This window comes from Novosphingobium mississippiense (genome assembly GCF_044029535.1).
Taxonomy (GTDB): domain Bacteria; phylum Pseudomonadota; class Alphaproteobacteria; order Sphingomonadales; family Sphingomonadaceae; genus Novosphingobium.
The window spans coordinates 1,822,501-1,840,274 of record NZ_CP147003.1 but is presented as its reverse complement, the minus strand read 5'-3'; the positions used below and the strand labels follow the sequence as shown (position 1 = coordinate 1,840,274).

Annotated in this window: 18 protein-coding genes and 2 pseudogenes; 10 read left to right on the top strand and 10 right to left on the bottom strand. The window is 60.8% G+C overall.

Annotation, left to right across the window (positions count from 1 at the left end):
* Positions 1–96: 96 nt before the first annotated feature.
* The 4 genes from WBP06_RS26575 to WBP06_RS26560 all read right to left on the bottom strand — a co-directional run bounded on the left by WBP06_RS26575 (position 97) and on the right by WBP06_RS26560 (position 2,622).
* Positions 97–624 (bottom strand): MgtC/SapB family protein, encoded by a 528-nt coding sequence (locus tag WBP06_RS26575; RefSeq protein WP_037491505.1) that lies wholly within the window; start codon positions 622–624, stop codon positions 97–99.
* Positions 617–1,225, bottom strand: a complete 609-nt coding sequence (locus WBP06_RS26570; protein WP_004212634.1) for a DedA family protein — start codon at positions 1,223–1,225, stop codon at positions 617–619. Before WBP06_RS26570 ends, WBP06_RS26575 begins: the two co-directional genes overlap by 8 nt.
* Before the next feature lie 106 nt (positions 1,226–1,331).
* A complete protein-coding gene (locus WBP06_RS26565) occupies positions 1,332–1,628 on the bottom strand; it encodes a hypothetical protein (RefSeq protein ID WP_004212633.1) in 297 nt (98 codons plus the stop codon).
* 385 nt (positions 1,629–2,013) lie between these two features.
* Positions 2,014–2,622 (bottom strand): flavodoxin family protein, encoded by a 609-nt coding sequence (locus tag WBP06_RS26560; RefSeq protein ID WP_004212632.1) that lies wholly within the window; start codon positions 2,620–2,622, stop codon positions 2,014–2,016.
* Positions 2,623–2,728: 106 nt separating this feature from the next.
* Between WBP06_RS26560 and WBP06_RS26555 the strand changes: the two genes are divergently transcribed.
* Together WBP06_RS26555 and WBP06_RS26550 are read left to right on the top strand one after the other, a co-directional pair.
* Positions 2,729–3,580: an SDR family oxidoreductase gene (locus WBP06_RS26555; RefSeq protein ID WP_103094715.1), complete on the top strand. Its 852-nt coding sequence runs from the start codon at positions 2,729–2,731 to the stop codon at positions 3,578–3,580.
* Positions 3,581–3,692: 112 nt separating this feature from the next.
* A complete protein-coding gene (locus WBP06_RS26550) occupies positions 3,693–3,959 on the top strand; it encodes a DUF2171 domain-containing protein (RefSeq protein ID WP_004212628.1) in 267 nt (88 codons plus the stop codon).
* A 45-nt stretch (positions 3,960–4,004) separates the two neighbouring features.
* Here WBP06_RS26550 and WBP06_RS26545 read toward each other — a convergent pair whose 3' ends face one another.
* Entirely contained in the window at positions 4,005–4,376 is a 372-nt protein-coding gene (locus tag WBP06_RS26545; RefSeq protein WP_004212627.1) for a PRC-barrel domain-containing protein, read from the bottom strand.
* A 172-nt stretch (positions 4,377–4,548) separates the two neighbouring features.
* On the opposite strand from WBP06_RS26545, the pseudogene WBP06_RS26540 reads away from it, so the two are divergent.
* Both WBP06_RS26540 and WBP06_RS26535 read left to right on the top strand, forming a co-directional pair.
* Positions 4,549–4,668 (top strand): annotated as a pseudogene (locus WBP06_RS26540) (DUF6766 family protein); the annotation flags it as partial.
* Positions 4,669–4,863: 195 nt separating this feature from the next.
* The gene (locus WBP06_RS26535) at positions 4,864–5,151 is read left to right on the top strand and encodes a hypothetical protein (protein ID WP_004212625.1); all 288 of its coding nucleotides are present in this window, start codon (positions 4,864–4,866) and stop codon (positions 5,149–5,151) included.
* 547 nt (positions 5,152–5,698) lie between these two features.
* On the opposite strand, the gene WBP06_RS26530 is transcribed toward WBP06_RS26535, so the two are convergent.
* From WBP06_RS26530 to WBP06_RS26520, 3 genes are all read right to left on the bottom strand, one after another.
* Positions 5,699–6,091 (bottom strand): hypothetical protein, encoded by a 393-nt coding sequence (locus WBP06_RS26530; RefSeq protein ID WP_004212624.1) that lies wholly within the window; start codon positions 6,089–6,091, stop codon positions 5,699–5,701.
* Positions 6,092–7,068: 977 nt separating this feature from the next.
* Entirely contained in the window at positions 7,069–8,070 is a 1,002-nt protein-coding gene (locus WBP06_RS26525; protein ID WP_004212623.1) for an FUSC family protein, read from the bottom strand.
* 265 nt (positions 8,071–8,335) lie between these two features.
* Entirely contained in the window at positions 8,336–9,538 is a 1,203-nt protein-coding gene (locus tag WBP06_RS26520; protein WP_395337590.1) for a HEPN domain-containing protein, read from the bottom strand.
* A gap of 484 nt (positions 9,539–10,022) precedes the next feature.
* On the opposite strand from WBP06_RS26520, the gene WBP06_RS26515 reads away from it, so the two are divergent.
* Together WBP06_RS26515 and WBP06_RS26510 are read left to right on the top strand one after the other, a co-directional pair.
* Entirely contained in the window at positions 10,023–10,925 is a 903-nt protein-coding gene (locus WBP06_RS26515) for a Ku protein (RefSeq protein ID WP_103094710.1), read from the top strand.
* A gap of 3 nt (positions 10,926–10,928) precedes the next feature.
* A complete protein-coding gene (locus WBP06_RS26510; protein WP_103094709.1) occupies positions 10,929–11,186 on the top strand; it encodes a hypothetical protein in 258 nt (85 codons plus the stop codon).
* A gap of 4 nt (positions 11,187–11,190) precedes the next feature.
* On the opposite strand, the gene WBP06_RS26505 is transcribed toward WBP06_RS26510, so the two are convergent.
* The gene (locus WBP06_RS26505) at positions 11,191–11,403 is read right to left on the bottom strand and encodes a KTSC domain-containing protein (protein WP_279729627.1); all 213 of its coding nucleotides are present in this window, start codon (positions 11,401–11,403) and stop codon (positions 11,191–11,193) included.
* Positions 11,404–11,551: 148 nt separating this feature from the next.
* Between WBP06_RS26505 and WBP06_RS26500 the strand changes: the two genes are divergently transcribed.
* The 3 genes from WBP06_RS26500 to xth are packed head-to-tail and all read left to right on the top strand — an operon-like array spanning position 11,552 to position 15,857.
* Positions 11,552–12,493, top strand: coding sequence for a GNAT family N-acetyltransferase (locus WBP06_RS26500; protein WP_279729628.1), 942 nt, complete (start codon positions 11,552–11,554; stop codon positions 12,491–12,493).
* 20 nt (positions 12,494–12,513) lie between these two features.
* Positions 12,514–15,033 (top strand): DNA ligase D, encoded by a 2,520-nt coding sequence (ligD, locus tag WBP06_RS26495; protein ID WP_395335561.1) that lies wholly within the window; start codon positions 12,514–12,516, stop codon positions 15,031–15,033.
* Positions 15,030–15,857, top strand: a complete 828-nt coding sequence (gene xth / locus WBP06_RS26490; protein WP_279729630.1) for an exodeoxyribonuclease III — start codon at positions 15,030–15,032, stop codon at positions 15,855–15,857. The genes ligD and xth overlap by 4 nt, the downstream gene beginning before the upstream one ends.
* Before the next feature lie 71 nt (positions 15,858–15,928).
* Here xth and WBP06_RS26485 read toward each other — a convergent pair whose 3' ends face one another.
* Positions 15,929–16,192 (bottom strand): DksA/TraR family C4-type zinc finger protein, encoded by a 264-nt coding sequence (locus WBP06_RS26485; protein ID WP_004212606.1) that lies wholly within the window; start codon positions 16,190–16,192, stop codon positions 15,929–15,931.
* A gap of 255 nt (positions 16,193–16,447) precedes the next feature.
* Here WBP06_RS26485 and WBP06_RS26480 point away from each other — a divergent pair.
* A pseudogene (locus WBP06_RS26480) lies at positions 16,448–17,500 on the top strand (recombinase family protein); the annotation flags it as partial.
* Between the last annotated feature and the right edge of the window lie 274 nt (positions 17,501–17,774).

Here is a 17,774-nt window from a genome sequence, read left to right as displayed (position 1 = left end):
ATGACCAATTCCATGTACCTGCATTAGGTCGGATTCCAGGGGGCGAAACCCAGTCAGGGCTCGAAGCCTTGTGCTATGGTGCTCCTCAAGGCGGCTCTACTTTTCCTCCTCGCCAAGCTGACCGGGTGGAGGAGAGGGAACGACAGAGCCACGCCGGTTCGGCATCTGCACCGATTTCTGGCTATCTGGCGATCCGCCATTTTTTGGCAGCATGCGTTCAACGAAGGTCGCAGCGACCAGGAGTAGGACGGCGAGGGCCGTACCTGCCAGCACAAGAATATACTGCCCAGCACCGGCGGTTATGCCGACAGCCGCAGCCATCCAGAGACTGGCCGCCGTTGTCATGTTTCGTACATCGCCCCCGCGCACAAAGATCAAGCCTCCGGCGATAAAGCCGATAGCTTGTGCAAGCCCTTGTATGACGCGAACAGGGTCGCCCTCCCCATGGTGTTCCACGAGTTCCAGGGCAGACAAGGTAAGCATCCCTGAGCTCAGCGCGACTAGACCATGTGTTCGCAGGCCTGCATCATGGCCGTGGCGTTCGCGTTCGAACCCCAGCACGAGGCCCAGAAGCGTCGCGAGCCCGAGCCTCATGAGGGTGACGGAGAGATCGTCCTCAAGCATTTTCGACACTCGGCTTAAAGGTGATGACGCGATAAACGTAGTACAGCAGCACTGCTGCCATGATCGTGAGGCCAGCAGGCCCAAGATAACGATCGACGGCCGAAAATTGTCGGCCGAGGAAGTATCCGGCTCCTGCAAGAAGGCTGTTCCACACAGCCGATCCCAGCGTGGTCAAGATGAGAAACCTTGGAAAAGGAGTGCCGAACACGCCAGCCGGAATCGAGATCAGCGTGCGCAGACCAGGAATGATGTGAGCGACGGGAATGGCCCAGGAACCGTGCCGATCAAACCAAGCATCAACGTGGTCGATTTCGTTAGCCGACAAGGTAAGCCAGCGTCCGTGGCGGTCAGCCAGCTTTTTCAATCGCCGTTCACCACATTTTCCTGCCAGCCACCACCAGAAGGCGGCGCCAGTGACCGTCCCTATCGTGCCGCATATGATGACAAGTATGATGTTGAGGCCGCCGTCGGCGGCAGTGTAGCCGGCCAGGGGCATGATCACTTCAGAGGGTATGGGAGGAAAGACATTCTCAAGCAGCATGAGCAGGCCGATGGCCCAGTACCCCATCCGCTCGACAATATCTGTGATCCATTCCGTCATACACGCCTATCCCGAAAATTAAGATTTGCAGTGCGTCACCAGGACACCCCAGCGTCATGCACGCCACTCACATTCGTGTGCAGCGCCATCATCTTGTGGGTCGACATCAGGCATTTCCCTTGCGTCGGCGGGTTTCCCAGCCCTTTTTCGCGGCCGCAGAGCGCTTTTCCGCGCTCTGACTCGATCCGCCCTTGCGGCCACCTTTGCGCGAACTTTCGTGGTTTTCTTTCTTGCCGCGGCCAGAGCCAGATTTCTTTCCGCCGCCGGACTCCTTGTTGACCGTCGCCCAGGCGCGCCTCTCTGCCTCCTCCTTGCCTACGCCGCGATCCTCATAGCCCTCTTCGATATGCTCGGCCTTGCGCTTCTGCTTGTCGGTGTAGCTCGACTTGTCTCCGCGAGGCATGATCCTTCTCCTTGTCGGTTGCCACCGCCAATCCCTTGAACGCGGCAGCAGCCAATTCGTCCCGATCTGTTTCGATCGGCTCGCCGCAATTTCTTGGTGGTCAGAAATCGCGCTTTGGCGCGATCTTCGCCAGATCGACGCGCGCTTCGAATGCATGCGCCTGAGCATTTCGAAGGTAAATCTGCCGCTGCCCGGCCCGTATTCCACGAGAACCTCGATGTTAGACCAGTTCAACGGGGCCAGCATACGGCGCACCATTCGGGCGCTTGCGGGAAAGGCCGAGCCGACCATTGACGGATGCCGGACGAACTCCCCTGCGGCAATCCATCCTGTATCTTTCACGAAAGCTTTCTCCCTGGAAGCTGATCAGAACGAGAATTTTGGCTCAGCCGGGATAGGGATTTTTCTGCAGCAAGCCGGCCAGATGGGCGGCGTTGCCAGCCACCATCTTTGCAGTTTCCGTCACCTTTTCCGGCGTCGTCGCCAAATCCTTGAAATCCGTGGACCCCATCGCCTCGCCGACCCAGTAGCATGCCGCGACCGCTGGAATGGTCCAGCCTACATCGTTCAGGGCCTGGAAAAGCTGGGCGGATGAAAAATGCGCGCCGTCCTCGTTGCCAACGATCGCCGCCACCGCGACTTTTCCATAGCTGGGCATGCGGCCCTGATCGTCCGTCTCCGAGAGAAACGCGTCCATCCGTTCGAGCACGCGCTTGGCGACGCTGGATATCTGCCCCATCCAGATCGGGCCGCCGAAGACGAGGATGTCGTGCGCCAGTATTTTCTCGCGCAGCGCAGGCCAGGCATCGCCGTCCCCTTCGTCGGATGTTACTCCGGCTCTGATATCGAGCGCTGCCGCCCGCACTGTCTCGGTAATCGTAACCTGACAGTCGGAAAATGCCTGTTTCAACACCGCGATCATGGTGTCGGTTGAGCTGGCTTCCTTCGCGTTGCTCTTAAGGGTGCAATTGAGAGCCAGGGCCTTGAGTGCCATCAATCGTCTCCTTTGGTGTCGACTGACGCAGGCGTGCGATCATCCGTTCACTGACAGGAGAACTCATCGGCAAGAAAAGGGTTCTGTCTCCAAAGGAGATGCCGCAATGACCGAGACCGCCCAGATGATCCACGAAGATGCGCTTCCCGGGCATGAAAGCAAACTCGAGCCAAAGCCCGAGTGGCAGCCTCGCTATAAGGGGGCTGAGCGTCTCAAGGACAAGGTTGCGATCATCACCGGCGCCGACAGTGGCATCGGGCGCGCCGTGGCGGCACTTTATGCCCGTGAAGGCGCTGACATCGCCATAGTCTATCTGCTCGAGGACGACGATGCCGCCGAAACGAAGCGGATCGTCGAGGCCGAAGGACGCAAGGCGATCACCATCCGCGGCGATATCGGCGAGAAGGATTTCAGCGAGGAGATCGTACGCAAGACGCTCGATGCATTCGGCAGGATCGACATTCTCGTCAACAATGCCGGCGAGCAGCATCCCGATGAGGACATCACGGACATAACCGAGGAACAGCTGCGCCGAACCTTCCAGACCAATATCTTTGGCATGTTCTTCCTGACGCAGGCCGCGCGCCCGCACCTCAAGCCGGGCGCGGCGATCGTCAACTGCACGAGCGTCACCATGTACCAGGGCAGCAAGGATCTGCTCGACTATAGCTCGACCAAGGGTGCGATCACGGCCTTTACTCGGTCATTGTCGGAAAATCTGGTCGGCGATGGCATTCGCGTGAATGCGGTCGCACCGGGACCGATCTGGACCCCGCTCAACCCATGCGGCGGCGCAAAACCTGAGAAGCTGGAGCATTTTGGCGAGAGCACGCCCATGGGTCGGCCGGGCCAGCCCAATGAAGTCGCCCCGGCCTTCCTGTTTCTCGCCTGCGAGGATTCCAGCTACATGTCCGGGCAGGTGCTCCATCCAAATGGCGGGATCATTGTGAACGGCTAGATCGCTTCTGCCGCTCGACGGGACATAGCGCAAACCAACTGCCCGGCGACGGGAAAATCGAGCCCGGCCTGGCAAATGGGTACAGAAATTTCACCCGATGAAAGGAACTGAGATGACGGACCTGAGCCAAATCAAGGAGCATATGGAGATCATCGGCGCAGATGGCGTCCATATCGGCACTGTCGACAAGGTCGAGGGCGATCGGATCAAGATGACGAAAGCCGACAGCGGCTCGCACTCCGATCATCACCATTATTTTTCAGGAGGATTGGTGGCCGCTGTCGAAGGCAATCAGGTACGTCTGTCTGCAGCCGGATCGGCAGCCGTTCTGCTGGAAGAGGAGGAAGGTGGCGAGGCGCTCAGCGACAAGTCGTCATAAGCGCGAAAAAGTAGCCGGCCCTACGGGCCGGCCACTTCTGTCCGATCAATAGGGGTAGTCGACGCCGTAATGGCCATATACCTCTCGCCCGTAGTTGCGATCGAAAGCCGGCTCGCTGTCGCCTGCATAGCGGGGCGCCTGTTCCAGCACGCTCTTGTCGAGATTGACGACATAGCCTCCCTGATCGGTATCATAGGTCAGCACGTCCCAGGGTAGCGGATAATAATCGCTCCCCAGCCCGAACAGGCCGCCGAACTGAAGTACGGCATATTCCACCTTGCCCGAGCGCTTTTCGACCATGAAATTGTAGATAGAGCCGAGCTTTTCGCGCTGGGCGTTGTAGACGGTGGTGCCCTCAACCTTGTTCGAGGCGATTAGCCGATTGGTTTCGTCCGTGGCAATATCGGTCTGTGCCATGACATCTCTCCTTCCATGGGATGAATGATCAAGGCGAACGCGACAGAGGGAAAGGTGTATCCCGCCTCGTGATACCTGATCGTCGGACTGCCCGTAAAAGCTGCTCAACCGCTTCCCAGACTTCCTCGTCAATTGGCGTCGCCTGTAAAAAGCTTGCCGAAGGGTCTTCGAAAACTGGGAGAGCGAATTTCTCTCGACCGCGGTCCTACTCATACTTTCCCTATTCTTCCGCCAAGGTGAAGCACCAGTATCCAAGCAGATTGCCGCTCCAGATGCCCAAACCGGCGAGTGACGAGGCTGGCCGGCTGAAAACCTGCTACGCCTCTGAGAACCATTTTCGCGGGCGGACTGTAGTCCTCAGGATTTTCCCCGGCATCGCCCTGAAGGGCGCTCGGATCATCTGCCAGCCGGCTGTTCTTTTATCTCGGCCACCCTTCTCCCTTTTCGTGCGTTACGCATACTACGACCGAAACCAGGAGGTGATCGAATGCGCAAACGAGAGAAAGTAGCCGACCTCATTGCCGGTCAGAATGGACGCCAGCGCCGCAAACAGCTCTTTCGCTCGCTCGAGGATACCGCAGCTCGCGCCGTTGTCACCGCGACGGTGACTTTCGCGGTCGGTTGGGTGCTGAAGCGCATGTTCGAAAAATCGGTCAAGCAGGCGGCGAAAGAGGGCGCCCAGGACGGCGTCGACCAACAGGTCGCGCAAAATCCAGATCTCGCAAAAGCAGGCATTTCCGGCACCGCCGCGTCGCAGAGCACTGCAGATACTTGATGCCGGTACCGACAGGATGACCAAATGGCCCCGATCGTTTTATCGGGAGCACCGTCTTACTGTTGGGGAGCAACTAGACACCACAGGTATTTTGCTGGCGTTATTTCGGCTGCTCGCCATCGGTTCCATCAATGCCCGAACATGGTGCTCATATGCTCGCGGGCATCGGCATCATATTGACGTTGAGATAATACAGATCGCCCCACCGATTGTCAGCACAACGATCGCCCAGGCGAGAAGGAACGCAAGGAGGGTCCAGCGTCCATCCGATTGGGCTGCTCGACTGGGATGATTGCGGCGCGCAGTGGATTTGCTCCCCAGCTTTTCAGCCAAGGCAGCGCAGGTGAGTGCATCTACATAATCCTCGGATTCATCCTCCTCGGCCTTTCCTTCGGACAGTCCTCAAGGCCGGTGAATAGCAGCTTTCACCCAAGCATCGTTACACCGGCGCAGGCAGAAAAGCGACTGCGTCGTGGTTTATCGGCGCCAGCTTTGCGCCGCTCGCTGCGCTGTTTCTTGCTGCGAGCCCGCAGGCCGGTGTTCCGTCCTAGTGGCGCGTCGGCTGCGCTGACGGCGCTTCCAAGAACTCGGCGAAAGCCGAATCATCGCCCAGGGCGTACAGTCGCAGCGGATCGTCCGGCGTCATGCGACCGGCCTGCACCTCACGCCCGGTCACATCACGAAGTCGGCTACGGTCCAGCACGCCATCGAGAAGGCTTTCGGCCCGCAAGAACATCCAAATCTGGCTTTGCCGATGAGCGGCAAAAGCGTGGAGATCGCCCCCCGTTTCTTCGAGATGCACCGCCACTAAGTCACAGACAAGATTGAAGATCCGCATGAGGCCAATTCGGCTCTCCTCATCGGTGATGGCCTCGTGCAACTGCAGAACCTCGTCACGGAATGCGGCAAGCGGAATAGCGTCGCCCTCATTGTAAGCCATGAGGCGATTCCAAAGATCTGTGACACGCTGATCCATCATCCTGCCTTCCGTCCGTTTTAGCGATGAAGCCTTTCTCATCACCGCTGCGGGGGCTGTGCAGCATTGTCAGGGTACGCCGCCCTCAGCCTGATCCCCCTAATGGGATGCCTTGAGGCACAAGCCTATGCAAGGCGGAAAGAAAGTTCTCTTTCAGCTCAAAGCAGGCGATCTCTTTCCTGGGCCTCGACAAGGCCGTTCTTACAGTCTTTCTCGTTCCGATCCGAGGCATTTCGGCTTCGGTGCGTGGCGGCCGATCTTGGGCCACAAGCCGCGTCATGGATGTTGTTACGCCCTGCCAGGCCCCCGAAAGAGGGGCTGCCGCCTGGCAGGATACAGCCGTTATTCTCTCCACTGCGGTCGATAGGAGCGTTGAAACGCTATCCTGAAGCCGTACAGCTTCCCAACGCTGTGGTTGGGCATACCGGGCATTCCAAGGCGCGCACCTTGTGTCGGTATGTGGGAGAATGAAGGACGTGGGCACTTAGCAATCGATGCCACCTATATCGGGCGGCAGTTCTGCACAGCAATCCCTACAGGACGCAAAGCAAGCCCTATGTCCAACTCGGCACCATGGGCGAACTATGGGTCGGCTGTCCTTCCTCCGGCGCGCCCGCGATCTTGGGTCTCGCTCGATCAGGTTCGCGCGCTGCTGGGCATTTCCGGCATCGACAGGATCGCCAGGGAGAATCTTCTGGACGTGACTGTAAGCTGGCTGGCCTTACTGCGCTTGGCAAGGAGCTGAGGCTGCGATCGATTTCTGCGATGGCGGGCTCGTTGCAGTGTCCCGTATCACCGACGCACCAGGACCGGCACTGTCAGCCTGAGACTGCAGCGGTTTGCCGTTCTTGGTTAAACGCTGCGGCCTTCCTTATGGGAGCGGGTATGGCCAGAGCGCGACCGCCCCGCTCGAATGGTGATCGCATGAATTTGCAGCAGATTCATTCGTTGTCATCGGCGTTGCGCTGACCCGGCAATCGGCGCGGTGCGATCATTGCCCCGGCCAGGGCGACAGCGCCACCGATCAGCGTTGCGAGCAATCGGTCGGTTTCCGCGCCTTTGATCTCTCCGCCCGCCAGCGCGATCATCAATATGACGCTCATGGTGATGGCCGCGCTCAGAACCGCGTAACGCGCTTTCTGGAACCCGAACGCACAACCAGCGGACAACACAGCAGCACCCGCCAGCGGAAGCGGTACCGCAGCCAGCAGATGCAGCACTATCGTCGCAAGAACAATGCCGGCGACCGTGCCGCCAATTCGCTCGATGCCACGTACACCGGTATCGCGTAGCCCCGGCTTGAGAACGACCATAGCGGTCAGGGCAGCCCAGTAGCCATGCTCGACACCTGCCTTGTCCGCGGCGACTTTTGCGATGGTGATACACAGCGCCGCTCGAAGCGCGTGGAGCAGCATTTCCTGTCGGGTCGCCCGATCGCTGCGCGCTGCCGGAATTTCTTTTCCCTCGCCGATCACTCCCACCATCAATCCGACCGCTGCGATCTGGATCGCAGACCCACCCGCCACCAACACAGCCCGGCGCAGACCATCGAGCACGCTTCCGGGGAAGTGCAGCGCCAGCAGAAAGGCAATGATGATCTGGAGCCAGACCCACCACAAATCGATGTCGCGGCTGATCAACGCACCGCAAAGACCTCCCATCAGGGCTGTCGCCGCCAGTGTCACATATGGATCGTTGCCAAGGATCGTGCCGATAAAGGCGACAAGTGTCATGCCGATTCCAGCCAGCGTCATCGCGGCCCATCGATTATGAAACACTCGCTTGGTCGCCCCGAAGCCGACCGAGAACGCCGCACCCGCTGCGATGGAGGCCGGCATCGCGGCGCCGGCACTCACACCGCCCACAAGCAACAGGGCGAACCCTGGCATCGCCAACAAAGCACTATGCGTGTTGAATCGAAATATATCTTTGAACTGAGGCATCAATCGGGGCGCCCTCCTGCAGGACACTCCTATCGTGATGATCTCGCGCTTGCCACATGCGCATGCGGACGAGAGCGGCATGTGCGACATACATTGCCGTTTCATCACTGCCGGCTACGGCTTGCGACATGCCACGAAGCTGCCAGCAGGGTTCTCCCGTCGAGGAGCCCTTCACATCCTCGGTAATTCGGGACCTTGGGCGGTGCATTTCAATGCAGTGCGGCGCGCGGTCCACTCCGGGACTTTCCTTTCGCAGAACGCTTCCTCAACCGGTATCGGCGGGTAACCCTTCATAGCCTGTCACCAACCCTACGGACCGGATCAACGCGCAGACCGTCCCCACAATCTCGTCAGGCGGCACCGCCGCCCCTACGGCCCGCGCCAGCTCCGGGGTTCTGCCCTGGCTGTGATAGCGAGAGAGCGGGCCAATCAACCGCATCAGATCTGGCGAGGGCTCGGGCAACCCGTTCCTCAAGGCGTCCAGCAAGGCATGCTCGAGATCGAGGCCGATTTGCCGGCGGATCAAGTGGTCGTGGTAGCCTGCCTTCAAAAGGATCGCCTTGAGCCCAAACTCGGTAGCATAGGCGGCATGGCGGACGAGGACATCAAGCCCGTATTTCGGCAGGGTCTCCTCCGCTGTCTCCAGGAAATACAGGGCGTGACGGTAATGAGACACCGCCAGAATCCGGTCGAAGTCCTGGGGGCGGTGATAGAGGTTGAGGTTGTGGGATGGGTGATTGCGCGCTCCGGGACGAAGCGAATGCGGGAGGGCATCGTCCCCGATGCACCCGAGCAATTTCCCAAAGGCCTGAGCGAGGTGCATCTCTTCTTTAGCTGAGCTGCGTGTGCACTTCGCCAGTCCCTTGACCGTGCCCAGCCCATGGCGCCGGTACCAGGCGAAGGCAGAATGCTGCGGTTCGGGCAGCCTCATGGCAGCGGCCGTAATCCTGTCAAAACGCGCCTGCGCCTTTGGCTCCCGCGGTCCATCCATTGCGCGGTCGTAGAGAACGATGCCCGTGTCATAGCGATCCGTCAGGAAGTGGTTGTCTTCAACGCGGAACCGTTTGGGCTCATCGATGGTGAAGATGGACAACGTGATCGTCGCCAGGTGATCCACTTCCGCTTTAATGATATGTCGGGCCTCATCCAGATGGCGTGCCCTTCCCTTATTGAACTCGGGATCGACGAATGCCCAGAGTTCGAATTTGGAGAGTTCAAGTTGGTGCTTGTCGATCTTTTGCGGATCGGCGTTGTCGCCCACGAGCATGAGCCAGTAGAGCGAGCCGTACCCGAACGCACGTTCCTGCCCGTCATCGAGACAGGCACATAATATCCGCGTCGTGCGCTCGATCGCTATTCGGTCGTGGGGACATAGATGCATGACGCGCGGCGGAACGCGCTGTCGCAGCTTTTCGAATTCCTCGACAGTGACGTGATCGCCCGTACGGCCCGATAGGGAAGGGTGCATCGTCTCCACGGCTTTCGTGCATGGGAATCTCCATCCCGCATCCATGGCGGATGAGGCGGAAGTGCCGAGGCGGATGCGGTGACGATCCCGAACTCCCGCGCACTGGACGCGGGAGCCGCCGGGACTGCTAACACGCAAATGACATGCGCCGCCGTCTTTCACCCGAAGGTTTGGACATGCACGGCGGCATCCCGGAAAACAGAGTTTCCCGAGCTTCCTTGGCCATTTGCGGGATTAGCAGTCCCGGCCCTGCCCTTTTCGCAGCGCCCTCGCCTTCTAGCACTCAACCATAGGGAAGCAAAGTTTGCTGATGCCGTTCCTTATCCCGACCAGCGAGCCGCTGATCGCGGGCTAGCGACAGCCCCATGCACCGGTCATCGACACCTTTGCCTGGTGCGGCGACGTAGATTACGCGGCGATGCAGATTGCGCGGGAACGAGCCGAAGGCATTAGGGATTAGGAGAATCTGCGAAGGAGAGGATCGATGGCTGCACGTCCCTATTGGAAAGGTCAGATCCGACTGGCGCTGGTCTCCATTCCCGTTGAAATCTATTCGGCGACGAGGAGCGGCGCCACGATCGCGTTCAACCAGATTCATGAGCCCTCGGGCCAGCGGATCAAGTATGAAAAGGTCGTGCCGGGGATCGGCCCGGTCGACGTCGATGAGATCGTCAAGGGCTTCGAATATGCCAAGGGCGAATATGTCCTGCTCGACGACGACGAGATCGAGGGGGTCAAACTGGAGAGCAAGAAGACGCTCGAGTTGACCCAGTTCGTCGATAGCCATGACATCGACGCGATCTATTTCGAGAAGCCCTATTATGTCGTGCCGGCCGACGATCTCGCCGAGGAGGCCTTCATCGTCCTGCGCGAGGCGCTCCGACGCACCCGCAAGATCGGCCTCGGCCAGCTCGCTATGCGCGGACGGGAATATGTCGTCAGCATAAAAGCTTGCGGGCGCGGCATGGTGATGGAGACACTGCGATACGCCGATGAGGTCAATAAGGCGACGAGCTATTTCCGCGAGATCGGCGATACCGATCCGGACGAGGAATTGCTCGACCTCGCCACCACCTTGATCGACAAGAAGACCGGCAAGTTCGATGCGAGGGAGTTTCACGATCGCTATGCCGACGCGCTCAAGGAGCTGATCGAGCGCAAGAAGAAGGGCAAAACGCTTAACATCGAGAGCGATGACAAGGGCAGCGATTCGCGTGGTTCCAACGTCGTCGACCTGATGGCCGCGCTCAAGAACTCGCTCGGCTCATCGGGTGGTGGCTCGTCCAAGGCGGCGGCAAAGAAGACCAGCAAGGCTGCCGCGAAACCGGCCGCCAAGAAGGCTGCGGCCAAGCCGGCCACGAAACCGGCTGCGCGCAAGCGGGCCTGATCCGTGGCGGACAGATCAGACTCGGTAGCGGCGACCGTCGACGACGATGCAGCGTTTGCCGAAGGCGCCATCACGCTGTGGGCCAATCTGCTGACGTTGATCGGCACGCACTTGCGAGAAACCGGCACACCCCGCCAGGAAGTGCTCGACATGCTCACCATGCTTCATGAGACCAATGAGGAGACGATCCGGTCGCCGCGCGCGCGGGCCGTCGCTTCTCGCCATCTGATGTCGGTTTATCGTGCCCTTGGCGAAGCCTGAGCGATCAGGCGTTCGGCCCGAAGCGCCGCCGTTCGGGATCGCGTGCGTAGCGAAAACGGTCCTTGATCAGCTCATTGAAGAAGCTTCCGGCCGAAGCCGCATGGCAGAAGCCCTCGAAGGTCTCGGCCGGCACGTCATAATGGAGATATGTGCCAGTATCGCGAAACGAGATCGACAGGATGCCGAGATCGTCATCGAAGCCGATGCGATCGATCATAGCGGACTGAGAGAAGCGGTGCGCGCGCATATCTGGAGAACTGCGTATCGTTGCGTGTCGTTCCGGGCGTCGCGTCATCTGGAACCCATAAGATGCCGAGGCGATCCTGCCGCACTTGCAAATGCTGGCATGGCAGGCTCGTCGTAAGATGGCAGAGGTCAGCGACGACGAGCTCCGCGAGATGGCGCAGCACCGGGGGCTGAGACTGGTCAAATCGCGGCGGCGCAAGCCCGGCACCGGCGACTTCGGGAAATATGGCCTGACCGATGCGGGCGGCAAGGCGCTGCTCGGTATCGGCGACGATGGCCTGACCGCGAGCGCCGACGACATTCAGGACTATCTGCGTAGCAGCGAGCAAAGCACATGGAAGCAGTCGGCCGACGCGACGCCCGACCGACCTGCCCCCAGAGACAAACCCCGCCCGGCCGAGCCCGAGGAGGACGAGGAACCCATCCGCCGCCGGGCAAAACCGGTGTTACGAGATCGTCCGGCGCCGCGTAGACGAGAAGAGCCAGGTCCGGCACGGAAACCTTCCAAGAAGGCGCGTCCGCAGCCTTCACTCCGGCTCGTCCCGAAAGCTGAGCCAGCGCCCCAGCCCGATCCCGAGCCTTTGCCCGCACCCGAACCGGAGTTGCGTATTCGCGCTGTCACCGCGAACGATGCTGGTTCGCTGGCGGCGCTTCTCGGCCAGCTCAGCGGCGTATCGCTCGGTAGCAGGGAGGTCGCAGACAATCTCGCGGCAGCCCGAAAGGCGAAGGCCGGCATGGTGGTCGCCGAGCTGGGCGATATCGTCGGCTGCTGCGGATGGGCGGTTGTAGCGACTGTCCACCGCGGCCCGATCGGGCGCGTGACAGTGCTCATAGTCGACAAGCGCCATCGTCGTCGCGGCGTCGGAACGGCGATGGTGGCGGCCGCCGAGACCGCACTGGCGAAGGCCGGCTGCCGTCAAATCGAGGCGATGAGCGACATCACGATCGACAACAGCCACAATTTCTTCCGCTCTCTGAAGTTCGAACAGGCAAGCTATCGCTTCGTCCGCACGATCGGCGAAGGGGCGAGCGGGGAACGAGTGCACCACCGTACGAATTAACGGGGTGATCGGAAATCAATATGGCCAGAGCCTCGAGAGCGAACAACACTTCGGCCGACGAGCGCCTCGCAAGATATCGCGAGAAGCGCGACTTTGACCGTACGGCCGAGCCGTCGGGCGCAACCGAGCCGACGAGCGGCAACGGGTTCGTCGTCCAAAAGCATGCGGCGTCACGCCTCCACTATGATTTCCGCCTCGAACTGGACGGCACGCTGGTGAGCTGGGCGGTCACTCGCGGGCCGAGCAGCAATCCCGACGACAAGCGCCTCGCGGTCCGCACCGAGGATCACCCGCTCGACTATGCCCGGTTCGAAGGCACGATCCCCAAGGGCGAATATGGCGGCGGCACGGTGATGCTGTGGGACAATGGCACCTGGGAATCGATCCCCGGCAAGGATCCTCGCCAGACGCTGCCCGAAGGTCACCTCCATTTCATTCTTCACGGCCGGCGGATGCAGGGTGAGTGGATCCTCTTTCGTCTGAAGCCGCGCGGCAAGGAAAAGGGCGAGAACTGGATTTTGCGAAAGGTGCAGGATGAATTCGCCGGCGGCTCAGACGATCTGATCGGCACCCATCTTACCAGCGTCGATACGGGGCGCACGATGGAGGAGATTGCAGCGGGCAAGGCTGTGCGCAAGCGCAAGGCGGGCGCCAAAGCGTCACCTGCGGCGGCCGGCAATTCCAGAACGCCCGCCGCCGCGCCCGCCCGCCGCAAGAAATCTGGCCTATTGCCGCCGTTTCAGCCGGTGCAGCTGGCCGCGCTCGTCGATCATGTCCCACCGGGCGATCGCTGGCTGCACGAACTCAAATATGACGGCTATCGAACGCTCCTCGCGATCGGTGGCGGCGAAGGGCGCGCCTATACGCGCTCGGGTCTCGACTGGTCCGATCGGTTCGCCGGGCTGATCACCGACGCGTTGAAGCTGAACGTCGGCAGCGCGCTGATCGATGGCGAGGCGGTGGTGACCCTTCCCGACGGCCGTACCAGCTTTCAGGCCCTGCAGGCGGCGCTCAAAAGCGATCCTGACGCGATCGACTATTTCGCCTTCGACCTGCTTGAACTGGACGGCGAGGATCTGACCCGGTCGCCGCTGATCGAGCGAAAGGAGAAGCTGGCGGCGCTGATCGGCGAAGCCAAAGGGCGCATCCGCTATTCCGATCACATCGTCGGCAATGGCGAGAAGCTGCTAGCCAGCTTCTGCGGCGCCGGCCTCGAAGGGGTGATCTCGAAGCGCGCCGACGCGCGATACAGCGGCTCGCGCTCGGGCACTTGGCTCAAGACCAAGTGTATCCGCCGGCAGGAGTTCGTCATTGTCGGCTGGACGCCCTCGGATAAGCAGCGCGGGTTCCGCTCGCTGCTGCTCGGCGTCAACGAGAATGGGAAGCTGCGCTATGCCGGCAAGGCCGGGACCGGCTTTACCGCCGATGAGATCGAGCGGCTCATGGAAATCATGGCGCCGCTCGCGCGCAAAGGCCCGACCGTCGACGCGCCCCGCGCCGCTGTTCGCGGCGCGCATTGGATCGAACCCAGGCTTGTGGCCGAGATCGCCTTTGTCGAGTTCACCGACGAAGGCGTGCTGCGTCATCCGAGCTATCTTGGGCTTCGCGAGGACAAGAAGCCCGAAGCCGTCGTGCTGGAGACCGAGACACCGGTTGCCATCGCGACCACCCCGGCCCGCAGCAGCGTCAAGATCAGCAATCGCGAGCGGGTGATCTTTCCGGAAGGCAAGCTCACCAAAGGCCAGCTCGCCGATTATTATGAGATCGTCGCGCCGATCATGCTGCCTTGGGCCGGCAGCAGGCCGATCAGCCTCGTACGCTGTCCGCAGGGTCGATCGAAGAAATGCTTCTTCCAGAAACATGACGCCGGCAGCTTTGGCGACGACGTCAAACAAGTCGGCATCCGCGAGAAGGACGGCCATGACGAACCCTATCTGTTCGTCGATACGCCCGCCGGCCTGCTCACCTGCGTCCAGATGGGCACGATCGAGTTTCATGGCTGGGGCGCGCGGATCGAGGATGTCGAGAAGGCTGATCGCCTGGTTTTCGATCTCGATCCCGACGAGGAACTGGATTTCCAGGATGTCGTCTCGGCGGCGTTCCATGTGCAGGACGTGCTCGCTCAGATGGGTCTCACGACCTTCCCGATGGTCACCGGGGGCAAGGGCGTCCATGTCATCGCGCCGCTCACGCCCTCGGCCGAATGGCCGGTAGTAAAGGACTTCGCACATCGCTTTGCTTTGGCGCTCGCCCAGGCCGAGCCGGGCCGCTTCACCGCCGCGTTGGCCAAGGCGAAGCGCACGGGCAGAATCTTCATCGACTATCTGCGCAATCAGCGCGGCGCGACCGCAGTCATGCCCTATAGCGCGCGGACACGCGAATATGCGCCGATCGCGGTTCCGCTGACCTGGGAGGAACTGCGCGATCTCGACAAGCCATCGCACTGGCATATCGGCGATGGAGCGGAGATGGTGAAGCGCGCGGCGTCGAAGAACCTTGCCCATTGGGGGCGCGCCGATCAGATCCTTCCCGACCTGTGATCATCGCAACCTACAATGTGAATGGGGTCAATGGCCGCTTGCCGGTGCTGCTGCGTTGGCTGGCCGAACGCCAGCCCGACATCGTCGTCCTGCAGGAATTGAAGGCGCCGCAGGAGAAATTCCCGCTGCGAGCGATCCGCGATCTTGGCTATGATGCGATCTGGCACGGGCAAAAGAGCTGGAACGGCGTCGCCATCCTCAGCCGTGTCGGCGAGATTCACGAAACCCGCCGGGGTTTGCCCGGCGATCCCGATGACAGTCACATCCGCTATATCGAGGCGGCGGTCAACGGAATCCTGATCGGCGGCCTCTATCTACCCAACGGCAATCCCAGACCCGGCCCCAAGTTCGACTATAAGCTCCGTTGGTTCGAGCGCCTGATCGCGCATGCTGCGGGGCTGCTTGAAACCGGCCTGCCGGTGATGCTCGCCGGGGATTTCAACGTCATGCCGACCGAACTGGACGTCTACAAACCCGAGCGCTGGCTCGACGACGCGCTGTTCGCGCCCGAGGTGCGCGCGGCTTATTTCCGGCTGCTCGACCAGGGCTGGGCCGACGCATTGCGCATCCTCCACCCGGGCGAGACGATCTACACATTGTGGGACTATTTTCGGAACGCCTACGCCCGCAACGCCGGTCTCCGGATCGATCATCTGCTGCTCAGTCCGGTGCTCACCGACCGGCTCACCGACGCGCAGGTGGACCGCCACGTGCGCGGCTGGGAAAAGACCAGCGACCACGCACCGGTCTGGATCGAAATTGCCGGCAAGCCGGTACGCCGCCGGAAGTCCGCATCGGCAAGGAAGAACGATGCGATGTCGTGATATTAGAGGCTTTTCCCTGAACGATTTTCCCCGAGTGCGCTGAATGACGGGTTTGAACCGTACCGACAGGTCTATCGTAGCTGGCTGTCCTTGCTCCCGCGCCGGTTGATCCCGACAGCGCGCATATTCGCATCCCGCTTCGCCTGGCACGCAACGCAGGTCCGCGTACCCGGCAAGGCGGCGCGGCGAGCCTGCGGAATGTCCTCGCCGCAATCGTCGCATTCGTCGCTACCTTCGCCCGTCGGCATCATGCCTCGGGCTCGCAAGACAGCATCGGTCACCGTATCATCGATCTGATCCTGTACGGCGCCATCGCGCGCCCATCCGTTCGCCATGTCGGATTCCTCGATCAAGTAATTGCGCCCCCCCTAGATAGGGAGCGACATAAGCGATTACAAAGATGCACTCGAATGCGAGCGGTACCCGCCTATGAAATCTTTGTCCGCCAATGAGGAACGTCGCCATGGATCATTCTGAAGCCTAGGCTATCTTGTCCTCGTGAGCTGCAGGAATGCTCCACTGCCTAAATGCGGGCCGCCCAATTTGGCAGGTAACGAGCATCATGTTAATTTCTCCGCGAGGAGAACGATATGACCCGCGTCGCCCTTTATGCCCGCTATTCCGACGACAAGCAGAGTGCTGCCTCGATCGAGGATCAGTTCCTAATATGCCGGGAGCAGGCGAAGCGTGAAGGCTGGCATGTTATAGGCAGCTACAAGGACGCTGCGATCTCCGGCGCCAGCGTTATCCTGCGCCCCGGCATTCAGGCCCTCGTTCAGGACGCACAGATGGGCCGGTTCGATGTTCTGCTCGCGGAGGCGTTGGATCGCGTATCCCGCGATCAAGCCGACGTTGCAACGCTCTACAAGCACCTGCAATTCGCTGGCGTGAAGATCGTCACGCTGGCTGAAGGCGAGGTGTCCGAGCTACATGTCGGCCTTAAGGGCACCATGAATGCCCTGTTCCTCAAGGACCTTGCGAAGAAGACCCATCGTGGCCTGCGCGGACGCGTCGAGAAAGGCAAGTCTGGTGGTGGCCTGTGCTACGGCTATGACGTTGTTCGCCGCTTCTCCAGCGAAGGCGAGGCAGTCCATGGCGAGCGCAGCATCAATGCCGTCGAAGCCGAGGTGGTGCGTCAGGTCTTCCGGCAGTTCGCCAACGGACTCAGCCCTCAGGCGATTGCGCGACGCTTGAATGAAGCAGGCATACCCGCGCCGACCGGCACACTTTGGACGTCGACGACGATCCGGGGGCACGCAAAGCGTGGGACCGGTCTGCTTAACAACGAGCTCTATATCGGGAAGCTGGTCTGGAACCGGCTTCGCTATCTCAAGAATCCTCAGACCGGCAAGCGCGTGTCACGGATCAATCCGCAATCGGAATGGATCGTCACCGACGTCCCCGATCTACGGATCGTCGATGAGGAACTGTGGCAGGCAGCCAAGGCAAGACAGGAAGATATAGCGGTCCAGTATGCCGGCGTGATCGAAGCGACGCGCGCGGCACACAACAAACTGAACCGAACCCGTCGGCCGAGGAGCCTTCTCTCCGGCCTCGTTTACTGCGGATGCTGCGGCGGGTCTTATACCCTTCGCGGGCAGGGGCGGTTTGCGTGTTCGAACCATATCGACACGAGAAGCTGTTCGAACGGGCATAGCATCTCTCGTGAGAAACTGGAGGCGCGGGTTCTCGATGGCCTCCGCGATCGGATGATGAGCCCCGAAGTGGCCGCCAAGGCCATTCGCACCTGCGTAGAGGAGACCAATCGTCTGAACCGCGAGCGCCGGGCAACCGACACGGCAGATCGCGCTGAACTCGAGAAGGTTTTGAAAGCGATCAAGGGCGTTCTGGACATAGTGGAAGAAGGCAAGGGAACACGCACCCTCGTCGACCGCCTTCTCGATCTGGAAGCACAGG